The sequence below is a fragment of the Amycolatopsis bullii genome (assembly GCF_014654205.1).
GTDB classification, from domain to species: domain Bacteria; phylum Actinomycetota; class Actinomycetes; order Mycobacteriales; family Pseudonocardiaceae; genus Amycolatopsis; species Amycolatopsis plumensis.
Window position 1 is genome coordinate 48,501 of the sequence record NZ_BNAW01000021.1, and the last position, 12,443, is coordinate 60,943.

General features: G+C 74.7%; 12 protein-coding genes. 9 read left to right on the plus strand and 3 right to left on the minus strand.

The window, feature by feature from the left end:
• The first annotated feature begins 14 nt into the window (after positions 1-14).
• A complete protein-coding gene (locus tag IE317_RS23070) occupies positions 15-668 on the plus strand; it encodes a CDP-alcohol phosphatidyltransferase family protein (protein WP_191313375.1) in 654 nt (217 codons plus the stop codon).
• On the opposite strand, the gene IE317_RS23075 is transcribed toward IE317_RS23070, so the two are convergent.
• The 3 genes from IE317_RS23075 to IE317_RS23085 all read right to left on the minus strand — a co-directional run bounded on the left by IE317_RS23075 (position 597) and on the right by IE317_RS23085 (position 4,199).
• The gene (locus IE317_RS23075; RefSeq protein WP_229902869.1) at positions 597-2,249 is read right to left on the minus strand and encodes a phytoene desaturase family protein; all 1,653 of its coding nucleotides are present in this window, start codon (positions 2,247-2,249) and stop codon (positions 597-599) included. The two genes, IE317_RS23070 and IE317_RS23075, sit on opposite strands and share 72 nt — an antisense overlap.
• Before the next feature lie 85 nt (positions 2,250-2,334).
• The gene (locus IE317_RS23080) at positions 2,335-3,453 is read right to left on the minus strand and encodes a glycosyltransferase (protein ID WP_191313377.1); all 1,119 of its coding nucleotides are present in this window, start codon (positions 3,451-3,453) and stop codon (positions 2,335-2,337) included.
• Positions 3,432-4,199 (minus strand): carotenoid biosynthesis protein, encoded by a 768-nt coding sequence (locus IE317_RS23085; RefSeq protein WP_229902870.1) that lies wholly within the window; start codon positions 4,197-4,199, stop codon positions 3,432-3,434. Before IE317_RS23085 ends, IE317_RS23080 begins: the two co-directional genes overlap by 22 nt.
• A 443-nt stretch (positions 4,200-4,642) precedes the next feature.
• On the opposite strand from IE317_RS23085, the gene IE317_RS23090 reads away from it, so the two are divergent.
• From IE317_RS23090 to IE317_RS23125, 8 genes are read left to right on the plus strand one after another with little or no spacing between them, the layout of a single operon-like run.
• A complete protein-coding gene (locus IE317_RS23090; protein ID WP_191313381.1) occupies positions 4,643-5,746 on the plus strand; it encodes a polyprenyl synthetase family protein in 1,104 nt (367 codons plus the stop codon).
• Positions 5,743-7,218, plus strand: coding sequence for a phytoene desaturase family protein (crtI, locus tag IE317_RS23095; RefSeq protein ID WP_191313383.1), 1,476 nt, complete (start codon positions 5,743-5,745; stop codon positions 7,216-7,218). Before IE317_RS23090 ends, crtI begins: the two co-directional genes overlap by 4 nt.
• Positions 7,215-8,177: a phytoene/squalene synthase family protein gene (locus IE317_RS23100; RefSeq protein ID WP_191313385.1), complete on the plus strand. Its 963-nt coding sequence runs from the start codon at positions 7,215-7,217 to the stop codon at positions 8,175-8,177. Before crtI ends, IE317_RS23100 begins: the two co-directional genes overlap by 4 nt.
• A 1-nt stretch (position 8,178) precedes the next feature.
• Positions 8,179-8,532, plus strand: coding sequence for a lycopene cyclase domain-containing protein (locus IE317_RS23105; RefSeq protein ID WP_191313387.1), 354 nt, complete (start codon positions 8,179-8,181; stop codon positions 8,530-8,532).
• Positions 8,529-8,849: a lycopene cyclase domain-containing protein gene (locus IE317_RS23110; RefSeq protein ID WP_191313389.1), complete on the plus strand. Its 321-nt coding sequence runs from the start codon at positions 8,529-8,531 to the stop codon at positions 8,847-8,849. Before IE317_RS23105 ends, IE317_RS23110 begins: the two co-directional genes overlap by 4 nt.
• Positions 8,846-9,577 carry a class I SAM-dependent methyltransferase gene (locus IE317_RS23115; protein WP_191313391.1) on the plus strand — a complete coding sequence of 244 codons (732 nt, stop codon included), beginning with the start codon at positions 8,846-8,848 and terminating at the stop codon, positions 9,575-9,577. Before IE317_RS23110 ends, IE317_RS23115 begins: the two co-directional genes overlap by 4 nt.
• Positions 9,574-11,115, plus strand: coding sequence for an NAD(P)/FAD-dependent oxidoreductase (locus IE317_RS23120; protein WP_191313393.1), 1,542 nt, complete (start codon positions 9,574-9,576; stop codon positions 11,113-11,115). The genes IE317_RS23115 and IE317_RS23120 overlap by 4 nt, the downstream gene beginning before the upstream one ends.
• Positions 11,112-12,353, plus strand: a complete 1,242-nt coding sequence (locus IE317_RS23125; RefSeq protein ID WP_191313395.1) for an NAD(P)/FAD-dependent oxidoreductase — start codon at positions 11,112-11,114, stop codon at positions 12,351-12,353. Before IE317_RS23120 ends, IE317_RS23125 begins: the two co-directional genes overlap by 4 nt.
• The last annotated feature ends 90 nt before the right edge of the window (positions 12,354-12,443 follow it).

Genomic DNA, 12,443 nt, shown 5'->3' on the forward strand with positions numbered 1-12,443 from the left:
AGGAGGACGACGGGGTGGCCGGCTGGTCGCGGGCGCACGCGCACGACGCGTCGGGCAGCGCGCTCGCCGTCGGCTGGCTGCGGGCGATCCACCTGCTGGCCCGTCCGGTGCTGGGCGTGCCGCCCGACGTGCTCACCGGGTGCGGAGTGCTCAGCGCGCTGGCCGCCGTCTGGGCCGCTTCGCCGGCCGGTGACGCGCGGTGGCTCGCGGTCGCGGCGATCGTGGCGACCGGGGTGTTCGACGGCCTGGACGGCGCGGTGGCGCTGCGCACCGGCCGCGCCCGCCCGCTCGGCGCGGTGCTCGACGCGGCCGCGGACCGCCTGACGGAACTGTGTTTCGTGGCGGTGCTGCTCGTGCTGGGGGCGCCGGCGGGGTGGTGCGCGGCGATGGCGGTGGTGCTCCTGCTGCACGAGTACGTCCGGGCCCGGGCGCAGGCGGCGGGCCTGCGCGGCCCGGGCGCGATCACCGTGGCGGAGCGCCCGACGCGGCTGATCGTGCCGGCGGTGGCGGTGACCGGGGCGGCACTGGCTCCGGCCGGGACACCGTGGACGGGCTGGCCGTGGGGCACGACCTGCGTGGTGCTGGGGACGGGGTTGTCACTCATCGGCTTGGCCCAGCTCTGGGTGGGTGTCGTGCGGGCGTTCGGGCGGGGCGGGGAGCGCGGCTGACGTCGGTGCAGTGAATGACTCGTTCACTGCACCGGACGTCAGGAATGAGTCATTCACGGCGTCCGTGCCCGGTGCCGTACCCGGCTGGTCCCGGCGGCGCGGGGGCGGCCCGACCAGCCGCGCCACGATCTCCGCCGACATCGCCACCAGCGGCAGCCCGCCCCCGGGGTGCGCCGACCCGCTCGCGAGGTACAACCCCGGCACCGGCGTCGCGTTCGCCGGGCGCAGCAGGGCCGCGCGCGGGCCGTTCGACGAGGAACCGTAGATCGCGCCGCCGGGCGCGCCCGCGTCGCGCGCCAAGTCCGCCGGCGTGCGGATTTCGCGCCACAGCAGCCGGTTCCGCACGTCCAGCCCGCGGGCCGCGAGGAGCTCGAGCACCCGGTCCGCGTAGTCCTCCGCCAACCCCGGCGCCGTCCAGTCGACCCCGGACGGCGGGTCGTGGCGCGGGGTGTTGACCAGCACGAACCAGGCCTCGCAGCCCGGCGGGTGCAACTGCGGGTCGTCGGGCGCGCAAACGTAGACCGCCGGGTCGCCGACCGGGCGCGGCGCGCGGCCGAAGATCGCGTCGAATTCGGCGTCGTAGCGGGCCGGGAAGAGCACGCGGTGGTGGCTGGGGTCGGGCGTCGTGCCGCGCAAGGCGAGCAGCAGGACGAACCCGGCCAGCGACGGCTGTGTCCGCCGCAGCGCCCGCCGCGGCCGTCGGGTGCGGGGGTCGTCGAGCAGGTCGCCGTAGACGTGGGCCGCGTCGGCGTTGGCCACGACGGCCGACGCGGCGAGCCGCTCGCCGTCCGCCAGCCGGACGCCGCGGACACCCGCCGGTCCGGTCTCGATCGCGGTGACCTCGGCGCCCGTCCGGACCTCGGCGCCGAGGGCGGCGAGCCGGTCCACCAGCGCATCCGCGAGCCGGCGCAGGCCACCGCGGACGTGCCAGGCGCCGAACTCCTGCTCCACGAACGGGACGACGCTCAGCACGGCGGGCAGCCGCCGCGGGTCCGAGCCGGTGTAGGTGGCGTAGCGGTCCAGCAGCATCCGGGCGCGCGGATCACTCAGCCGGCGGCGCCCGATCCCGCGAAGGGTGCGCCACGGCGCGATCGCCATCAGGTCCCGGACTCCGCCGGCGTGCCTGAGCAGGTCCCGGGTCCCGTGCAGCGGACGGCGCAGCACGGGTTCGCCGACCAGGCCCCAGAGCCGCTCCGCGTCGCGCATCAGCGCGCGCCACTCCGCGCCGGCACCGCCGCCGAAGGCTGCTTCGAGCGCTTCGGGCACCGCCGAGCGCTCGTGCGGGACGGCCAGTTCGGTGCCGTCGGCGAACCGGTAGCGGCAGGCCGGGTCGACCGGCACGATGTCGACGAGCTCGTCGAGGTCCGCGCCGGTGGCGGCGAAGAGTTCGCGGTAGACGGAAGGCAGGGTGAGCAGCGAGGGCCCGGTGTCGAAGGTGAAGCCGTCCCGGGTGTAGGTGCCGAGCTTGCCCCCGCACGACGCCGACCGTTCCAGCACGGTGACCGGGTGCCCGGCCGCGGCGAGCCGGGCCGCGGACGCGAGGCCGCCCATGCCGCCACCCACCACGATGACCCGGCTCATGCGGATGCTCCGGGCTGGATCTGGTGGCGCTTGGCTGTCGCCGCCGGACCGCCGGCCAGACCACCTCCACCCGCCGTCACGGCACTCACGCCGCACCCCCGCCCGGCACCGAACGGCCCTTCCACGTCAACCGCCCGGTGGCTCGCGCCCACCAGGACCGGCTGATCAGGGCCGTCAACGCGAGCACCGATGCCGGGTGCGCCAAGCTGTCCGGCCACACCCGCCCGCCGGTTCGCCGGGCCGCCACCACGCGTCCGGCGACCCCGGCCGCGTACCCGGCCAGGCCGGCGCGCGAACCGCCCAGTGCCGCCACGGCCGGGAGCACCCACACGATCAAGAACACCGCGGCGATCGCCGCCGCCGCAGGGGGCGGACCGGTCGCCGACCAGAGGGATTTCGTGTAGCCGTCGCGCAGCTGGGGCCACGTCTCGTACATCCGGCACTCCGCGATCCGGCTGCCGTCGGCGACCACCCCGCGGCCGCCCGCGCGCTTCACCGCGCGCATCAGGGCGATGTCGTCCAGCACCTCGCCCGCGACCGCCGCGAAACCACCGCACTTGCGCAGCATCGCGGCGTCGATGACGAAGAACTGGCCGTTCGCCGCGGCCAGCGAGGGCCGCGGCGACCTTTCGGCGAGCCGCAGCGGCAGCAGCACGAGCCACGACCACTGCAGCAGCGGCTGCACCAGCCGGGCGCCGAACCCCTCGGCGTGCTGGCGCGGGAACGGCGACACCGCGTCCAGATCCGCCTCGCGCAGCAGGGAAACCGCGGCCGCGACGGCGTCGGGCGCCAGCACGACGTCCGCGTCGACGCAGACCAGCACGCTCCCCCGCGCCCGCTGGGCGAGCTGGTGGCACGCGTGCGGTTTGCCCAGCGTTCCCGGCGGCGGCTCGACACCGGTCAGCAGCGTGACCCGTGACCCGGCGATCCGGCGGACGACCTCCGCCGTCCCGTCACCGGAACAGTCGTCCAGCACCAGGATTTCGGCGTCGTCGAGACCGCGCTGCGCGAGCAGGGACCGCAGCGCCGGGGCGACGCGGCCGGCCTCGTCGCGCAGCGGCAGCAGGATCGACACGGCTTCGCGGCATCGGGCCGGTCCCTCGCGCGGCGCCCGGACGATCCGGGCGTTGTACGCCGCGTGCGCGGCCGCGGCGATCGCCGCCACCGCCGCGGCGCGCACGATCACGCGGACACGCGAGCCCATCGGAATCCCCTCCCCAGCCGGATCGCGAAGGGTACGGCCACCGCGCCCATGAGCACGCCGCCGGCGACGGCCACCCACGGCCGTCCGAAGAACGCGAAGTGCGCCCACACCGACGAAAACCACGTCCACAGGTACAGCGACGGCGCCGGACCGGCGGCCGGGCCCGGGATCGGGTCCGGCGGCCGCGGCACCCAGCGGTGCAGCGCCGCCTGGATGAGGACGGCGACCAGCAGCCAGCCCGCGAAGTTCGTCAGCGGGATGCCGTGCACCAGCGGTAACGACGGCTCGGGCGAGGCCCACGTCCAGTACCCCTCGTCCACCATCTGCGGATCGAGGAAGACGTCCCAGGCCGCCAGCGCGCACGCCGCCACCGCCACCACCCCGGCCGGCTTCACGGCCAGCGCGCGCCCGGCCAGCAAGGCCGGCCACGCCATCATCAGCCAGGCGAGCGGGACGATGCCCGGCACGCCGGCGACGGGCCAGCCCAGCACGCCGGTGTACTCGTACCGCCCGAACGGAAATCCCGTGTGCAGGCCGGTCACCTCGGCCAGCAGCCCGCCGCCGCCCGCGACGGCGGCCAGCGTGACGGCCGCGCGGGCGCCGCAGCGGAACCAGGCGTCGGCGAGGGAGGCCGCCGCGAAGCACAACACCGTGAGCACTGTCAGCGGCGTGCGGCCGCCGGGTTCGGTCACCGAGTAGAGGATCTGGCAGAGCACCGCCGCCGCGGCGCAGAGCCAGGCGGTCACTGCGGGCGGGGCGAAGGGGAGACGGGTGAATGCGGCAGTCCGCGAAACCATCACGCAGGCAGAATAGACCGGCCGCGAAAGCCACGCCGTCCTCGGTCTCGATTTTTCCGAACACTGCGAAAACCGGAGTTTAAGCCGACCGAAAAGGGGCATGCGCAGGCATGAATAACACCCGGCGGCGCCCGGGTGTGGGCAGGCGCCGCCGGGTGGGGGGCCCGCGCCCGAGGGGTGGGACAGCGGGCCCGCCGGGACGGCGTGTGGCATCGCCACCCGGCCACGGGGAGGTCACTTCCGATGCACCATCGATCCAGACCGCTCGAGACACGACGAGCGAACCCGAGGGTCCTACGGAGCTGACCAGCGTGCACCGCGTTCAAGTAGACAAGCTACACCACATGTGAAACGGTTGCGAATCGAATAGGCTGACAGTGGGAGGGCGCCGGATGACCGCGACCATGACGACGGGGGTGGCCGCTCGGCCACCTCACGCGCCCTCCGAGCGGCTGGACGCGCTGGGCCGCCGCTGCCTCGCCGAGGCCCACGGATTCGTGAACGCGCGGGCGCGGGAGCACTTTTCCGGACGCAGCGAAGGAGCGCTCGCGGAAACCGCGGTCCCGGATTTCGTGGCGGGCGGAAAATGTCTCCGCCCGCTTTTCGCGTACGTGGGGTGGCGGTGCGGGCAACCGGAATCCGACGCCGCGATCCGCGCGGCCGCCGCGCTCGAACTGCTGCACTGCTTCGCCCTCGTCCAGGACGACGTGATGGACGGCTCGACACTGCGCCGGGGCCGCACCGCGCTGCACACCCGGTTCGCCCGCTGGCACGAGGAGCAGGGCTGGGCGGGCTCGGCGCCGCGGTTCGGCGAGTCCGCCGCGATCCTGTTCGGCGACCTCTTCCTCGTCTGGTCCGAGCAGATGCTGCGCGAAAGCGGGCTGGCGGCCGACCAGCTGGCGCGGGGCTGGCCGCACTACGACGCGATGCGGGCCGAACTGGCCGTCGGCCAGCTCGCCGACCTGGTGAACGACGCGCGGGCGCTGCCCAGCTGGGACACCCTGCTCGACGTCCTGCGCCGCAAGTCCGGCAACTACACGGTCCGGCGGCCGCTGGAGTTCGGCGCCGCACTGGCCGGCTGCGGCCCGGAGCTGCTGGCCGGGCTGGGCGAGTTCGGCGGGCTGGTGGGCGAGGCGTTCCAGCTCCGCGACGACCTGCTGGGCGTGTTCGGCGACCCGGCCGTCACGGGCAAGCCGGCCGGGCAGGACCTGCGCGAACGCAAGGCCTCCAGCGTGGTCGTGCTCGCCGCGGCGATGGCCGACCGGCGACGGCAGGCCGAGTTCGCCGAACTGATCGAGCTCGACACCGTGGACGACGAGGCGGTCGCGCGCTGGCGGGAACTCATCGAGGCCACCGGAGCGCGCGACCGCATGGGCGAGCTGATCCGCGAACGCGCGGACAAAGCACTGGCGGCGATCGACCCGGCGGTGGTCCCGCACCACGCCGGCGAGCTGCTCGCGGCGCTGGCGGCCCGGTGCACGGAGCGCGACCGATGAAGACCGTGCCCGGACCGGTGAATCGCGTCGTCGTCGTGGGCGCCGGGCTGGCCGGCCTGGCCGCCGCCCTGCACCTTGCCGGACGAGGGCGGGAAGTCACCGTCGTGGAGCGTGATCCCGGCCCCGGCGGCCGTGCCGGGCGCGTCGAGCGGCCCGGCTACCTGCTCGACACCGGCCCCACCGTGCTGACCATGCCGTCGATCCTGAGCGACACCTTCGCCGCCGTCGGGGCCGAGCTCGCCGCCGAGCTGCCGCTGACCCGGCTCGATCCCGCCTACGTCGCCCGGTTCGCCGACGGCAGCACGCTGCCCGTGCACACCGACGCGGCCGCGATGACCGATGCGGTCCGCCACTTCGCCGGGCCGGCCGAAGCCGCGGGCTACACCCGGCTGCGCGCGTGGCTGACCCGGCTCTACCAGGCCGAGTTCGGCCGGTTCATCGACGCGAACATCGACTCCCCGCTCGGCATGCTCGGGCCCGAGCTGGCCCGGCTGGTCGCCCTCGGCGGCTTCCGGCGGCTCGACGGCCAGGTCGGCCGGTTCCTCAAGGACGAGCGGCTCAAGCGCGTGTTCACCTTCCAGGCCCTCTACGCGGGCGAATCGCCGATGCGCGCGCTGGCCCTGTACGCCGTGATCTCCTACATGGACACCGTCGGCGGGGTGTACTTCCCGCCCGGCGGCATCGCGGCCCTGCCGCGGGCGCTCGCCCGCGTCGCGGCCGACGCCGGGGTCAAGTTCGAGTACGGCGACGCCGTCAGCGAACTCGAACGGGCCGGGTCCCGCGTCACCGCCGTCCGCACCGCCGCCGGGGTCCGCCATCCCTGTGACGCCGTCGTGCTCACCACCGAACTGCCCGAGAGCTACCGCCTGCTCGGACGGCAGCCGAGGCGGCCGGTGCCGCTGCGGGCCGCGCCGTCCGCGCTGGTCGTGCACGCCGGCGGTCCCGCGACGGACGCCGAAGTCGCGCACCACACCATCTCCTTCGGGCACGGGTGGCGGTCGACCTTCGACGAGCTCATCACCCAGGGCAGGCGGATGAGCGACCCGTCGCTGCTGATCACCCGGCCGACCGCGACCGATCCCGGGCTCGCCCCGCCCGGGCGCCAGCTCTACTCCGTCCTCGCCCCGGTGCCCAACCTCGACCGCGGCCCCGCCGACTGGGCCGCCGACACCGGCGCCTACGCCGAAGAAGTCCTCGACGTGGCCCGGGCCCGGCTGCTCCCCGGCTTCACCCCGGACTTCACCCACGTCATCGGCCCGGCCGAGTGGGCCGCCCGCGGCCTGGTCGCCGGGACGCCGTTCAGCTACGCCCACTCCTTCGGGCAGACCGGGCCGTTCCGGCCGCGGAACCTGCCCCGCGGGACGGACAACGTCGTCCTGGCCGGCGGCGCCACCGTGCCCGGCGTGGGCGTGCCGACCGTGCTCGTCTCCGGCAGACTGGCTGCCGACCGGCTCACCGGAGGGACCCGATGACCCGACGCGAACTCGACGCCGCCGGCATCCGCGAACCGGGCCTGCGCGCGGCCTACACCTGGTGCCGCGAGCTCAACGCCCGGCACGGCCGCACCTACTTCCTCGCGACGCGGTTGCTGACCCCGGCGCAGCGGCCGGCGATCCACGCGCTCTACGGCTTCGCGCGGTGGCTCGACGACATCGTCGACGAACCGGACGCCGACGCCACCCCCGAAACGCTCGACACGCGCCTGCACGAGGTCGAGAAGCGCTTCCTCACCGACCTCGACGCCGGCTGGAGCGACGACCCGCTGCTGACCGCGGTGATCGACACGGCCGCCCGGTACACCCTCGCCAAGGCGTACTTCGAGGCGTTCTTCACGTCGATGCGGATGGACCTCACCGTCGACAGCTACGCCACCCGCGAGGAGCTCGACACCTACGTGCACGGCTCGGCCGAGGTGATCGGCCTCCAGGTGCTGCCGGTGCTCGGCACGGTCGCCCCGCGCGAGGAGGCCGAGCCTCGGGCCGCCGCGCTCGGGAAAGCCTTCCAGCTCACCAACTTCCTGCGTGACGTCGCCGAGGACCTGGACCGCGGCCGCGTCTACCTGCCGTCCGACGAACTCGCCGCGCACGGCGTCGACCGCGACCGGCTCGAGTGGTGCGCCAAGGAAGGCCGGGCCGACCAGCCGGTCCGGGCGGCGATCCGCAACCAGATCGCCGTCACCCGCGACGTCTACGCCGAGGCCGCACCGGGCATCGCCATGCTGCACCCGGTCTCGCGCCCGTGCGTGGCCACCGCGGCGCGGTTGTACGGCGGCATCCTCGACCGGATCGAGGACGCCGGCCACGACGTCTTCGCCGGGCGCGCGGCGGTGTCCCGCGGGCAGCGGCTCGCGGTGGCGTGCGGGGCGGTCGCGCGGACGCAGTGGGCCCGGCGGCGGCACCCGGCGCCGTCGCTGCCGATGGCGGTGGGCTGACGTGGGCAAGGCCGAATACCTCGTCGTGCTGGCCGCGTGCGTCCTGGTCACGCTGCCACTGGAGATCGCCGGGGCGCGCGTCTACCGGCAGCCCCGGCGGCTGGCGCGCGCGGTGCTGCCGGTCGCGCTCGTGTTCCTCGTCTGGGACGCGCTGGCGATCGCCGGCGGCGTCTGGGACTACGCGCCCGAGCACGTCACCGGGATCCGCGCGCCCTTCGCCGTGCCGCTGGAGGAAATCCTGTTCTTCGTGGTGATCCCCATCTGCGGGGTGCTGACCTACGAGATCGTCCAGCTCACCCTCGCGGTGCTCCGGCGGCTCGGCAGCAGGGTCGGCAGGCAGGAGGCCCGCCGGTGATCCCGTGGGGCTACACCGTGCCGGCGGTCGCCGCGGTGGCCGCGGTCGTGCTGGCCGAGCTGTTCCTGCTGCGCACGGGGTTGTTCCGCCGGCCCGCCTACTGGATCACGATCGTCATCGTGACCGCGTTCCAGATCCCGGTCGACGGCTGGCTGACCAAGCTCTCCGACCCGATCGTGCGCTACGCCCCGCAGCACATCAGCGGCCGGCGCTTCCCGTGGGACATCCCGGTCGAAGACTTCCTCTTCGGCTTCGCGCTGGTGACCGCGGTACTGCTGGTGTGGGAACGATCCGCGGCACGGGAGGAGCGCGCATGAACGCGATGGCGAAGGACGGTCTCCCCCGCGGTGCGGTGCCGTCGGCCTTCGACACCGAAGCGCGGTGGTACGACAAGCTGGTCGGCGCCAACCCGGGGTACCACGAGCACCTCCGGCTGTCGGCCCGGCGGCTCGGACTGCCGCCGGACGGGACGGGCCTGCGGCTGCTCGACGCCGGCTGCGGCACCGGCGCGTCGACGGCGGCGCTGGTGTCCGCCGCCCCCGGGGCGGAGGTCACCGCGTTCGACGCCTCCGGGGAGATGCTCGCCCAGGCCCGGGCGAAGGACTGGCCCGAAGGCGTCACCTTCGTCCACACGCCGGTCGAGGACCTCGACGGCATCTCGGGCCCGTTCGACGCTATCCTGGCGGCGTACCTGCTGCGCAACCTCACCGAGCCGACCCGGCAGCTGCGGCGGCTGCGCGGCCTGCTGCGTCCCGGCGGCCGGATCGCGGTCCACGAGTACTCCGTCCACGACTCGCGGCGCGCCCGGTGGGTGTGGAACGCCGTCTGCGCGGGCGTGATCATCCCGCTCGGGAAGGTCACCACCGGCGACGCGACCCTCTACCGCCACCTGCGCCGCAGCGTCCTGGAATTCGACGGGATCGCCGCGCTCGCCGGCCGGCTCGCCGACGCCGGGTTCACCGACGTCCGCACCGCCTCGATGCCCGGCTGGCAGAACGGCATCGTCCACACCGTCCTGGGCACCAACCCGCAGGAGCACCCGTGACCCGCCCCCTCGGCACCGATCCCCGGATCGAGACGCGGCCGGCCCCGCCCGGCCTGGCCGACGCCGCCCTGCTGGGCCACCGCCCGACCGCGGCGGTGATCGGCGGCGGCATCGCCGGCCTCACCGCGGCCACCGGGCTGGCCGAGCGGGGTGTCACGGTGACGCTCTTCGAACGCGACGACCACCTCGGCGGGCGGGTCGGCGGCTGGGCGGACCGGCTGCCGGACGGCACCGGCGTCACCATGAGCCGCGGTTTCCACGCCTTCTTCCGCCAGTACTACAACCTGCGGTCACTGCTCATGCGCACCGATCCCCGGCTCGACCGGCTGACCCCGCTGGCCGACTACCCGCTGCTGGACGCCCAGGGCCGCACGGACACCTTCGCGGGTCTCCCCCGGACGCCGCCGTGGAACGCGCTGGCGTTCGCCTGGCGCAGCCCGACCTTCACCCCGCGCGATCTGGTGCGCATCAACGGCCGCGGTGCCCTGCCGCTGGCGACGGTCAGCGTCCCGGAGACCTACCACCGGCTCGACACCACCGACGCGGCGAGCTTCCTCGACGCGATCAACTTCCCGGAAGCGGCCAAGCACCTGGCGTTCGAGGTGTTCTCGCGCAGCTTCTTCGCCGATCCGCGCGAACTGTCCGCGGCGGAGCTGGCGACCATGTTCCACCTGTACTTCCTCGGCTCCAGCGAAGGTCTCGTGTTCGACGTGCCTGCCGAGCCGTTCCCGCAGGCGCTGTGGGAGCCCCTCGCCGGGTACCTGGCCGACCGCCGGGTGGCGATCCGGACCGGCACCCCGGTCGCGGCCCTCGAGCGCACTTCCGGCGGGTTCGCGGTCACGACGGCGCACGAGACCGGGCAGTTCGACACCGTCGTGCTCGCCTGTGACGTGCGGGGACTGCGCGAGATCGTCGCCGCGTCGCCGAGCCTCGGCACGCCGGACTGGCGGGCGGCCGTGGCCGGCTTGCGCACGGCACCGCCGTTCCTGGTCCGCCGCCTGTGGCTCGACCGGCCCGTCGAAGCCACCCGGCCGGCGTTCCTGGGCACCGGGAGCGTGCCGCCGCTGGACAACATCAGCCTGCTCAACCGCTACGAGGGCGAGGCACGGCGGTGGGCGGCCCGCACCGGCGGCTCGGTCGTGGAACTGCACGCCTACGCGGCCACCACCGACGACCGGGAGACGCTGGTGAAGGCCGTCGACGACCGGTTGCACTCGATCTACCCCGAAACCCTGGGCGCACGGGTCACCGCGTCGATCTCCCTGTGGCGCGAGGACTGCCCGCTGTTCGGGCTCGGCGACTTCGCAAGCCGTCCGAAGGTCGTCACGCCGGACCCGGCGCTGGTTCTGGCCGGCGACGGCGTGCGGATCGACCTCCCGGTGGCGCTGATGGAACGGGCGGCCGCGACCGGCTGGGCCGCGGCCAACGCGCTCCTGGCGGGGTGGGGACTCGCCGGGCACCCGCTGCGCTCGGTCCCCAACCGCGGCCGGATCGGCCTGCTGAACCGGCTCGCCGCGACGAAGTACTTCGGCCGGTGACCGGGATGCCCGAAGTCGTCATCGCCGGCGCCGGGCTCGCCGGGCTGGCCGCCGCCGTCACGCTGCACCGGGCCGGGGTGCCCTGCGTCGTGCTGGAGGCCTCGGACGACGTCGGCGGCCGCGTGCGCACCGACGTCGTCGACGGCTTCCGCCTCGACCGCGGGTTCCAGATCCTCAACCCGGCCTACCCGGCGATCCGGCGGCTGGTGGACGTCGACGCCCTCGACCTCGGCCGGTTCTGGCGCGCGGTCCGGGTGGCCGACGACGACCGCGTCTCGCTGCTGGGCAACCCGCTGGACACGCCCAAGGCCCTGCGCGACATCGCGGCCCGGCGTTACCTGTCGGCGAAGGACCTGGCCGCGCTCGGCACGCTCTCCGCCCGGGTCGCGGCGGGACCGGTCCAGGCGGTCATCGACCGCGAAGACCGCACGACCGCCGGCGAACTGCGCCGTGCGGGGGTGTCGTCGCGGGCCGTGGAAACCGTGTTCCGGCCGTTCCTGTCCGGGGTGTTCCTGGAACCGGAGCTGAGCACGTCGTCCCGGTTCTTCCAGCTGGTGTGGCGCAGTTTCCTGCGGTCGGCGCCGTCGCTGCCGGCGCTGGGCATGGGCGAGCTCCCGAGGCAGCTCGCCCGGGCCTTGCCGACGTCGGCCGTCCGCCTGGGCACGCCGGTCGAGGAGGTCCGCGCGGGCCGGGTCCGCACGGCGGACGGCGAGGCGTGGACGGCCCGCGCGGTCGTCGTCGCCACCGACGGCTCCACGGCCGCCCGGCTCACCGGTGTCGCGGAGCCGCGCTGGAACAGCGGGACGACGTGGTACTTCGCCCCACCGCAGTCACCGCTGCGCGAACCGGTGATCGTGATCGACGCACGCGGCGGTCCGGTGGTGAACACGAGTGTGGTCAGCGAGGTGTGCCCGACGTACGCCCCACCGGGGGCCGCGCTCGTGAGCGCTTCGGCCCTGACGGCGCTGCCGGAAGACGAAGTGCGCCGGGCGCTGGGCCGGATGTACCGCACCGACGCGACGCGGTGGCCGCTGGTCGCCCGGTACGAGATCGTCCACGGGCTTCCGGCGATGCCACCACCGCACGAACTCCGGCGTGACGTGCGGCTGGGCGAGCGGCTGTACGTGTGCGGCGACCACCGGGACACGAGCTCGCTCCAGGGCGCCCTCGCGTCCGGCACCCGGGCCGCCCGCGCGGTGCTCGCCGACCTCGGCCAAGCGAGCCGGCCGGACCGCTGAGCCCTTCCTCGTTACGACATCCGGGCGGAAATTCGCGGCCCACGCTGTGAAATCCGGCCGGATTCCGGCCAACGGCCCCCACCCATCGTG

Coding starts and splice junctions, on each gene's coding strand:
- crtI (WP_191313383.1), top strand. CDS start 5,743: ATGAAGACCGTGCCCGGACCGGTGAATCGCGTCGTCGTCGTGGGCGCC.
- IE317_RS23100 (WP_191313385.1), top strand. CDS start 7,215: ATGACCCGACGCGAACTCGACGCCGCCGGCATCCGCGAACCGGGCCTG.
- IE317_RS23075 (WP_229902869.1), bottom strand. CDS start 2,249: ATGAGCCGGGTCATCGTGGTGGGTGGCGGCATGGGCGGCCTCGCGTCC.
- IE317_RS23115 (WP_191313391.1), top strand. CDS start 8,846: ATGAACGCGATGGCGAAGGACGGTCTCCCCCGCGGTGCGGTGCCGTCG.
- IE317_RS23080 (WP_191313377.1), bottom strand. CDS start 3,453: ATGGGCTCGCGTGTCCGCGTGATCGTGCGCGCCGCGGCGGTGGCGGCG.
- IE317_RS23090 (WP_191313381.1), top strand. CDS start 4,643: ATGACCGCGACCATGACGACGGGGGTGGCCGCTCGGCCACCTCACGCG.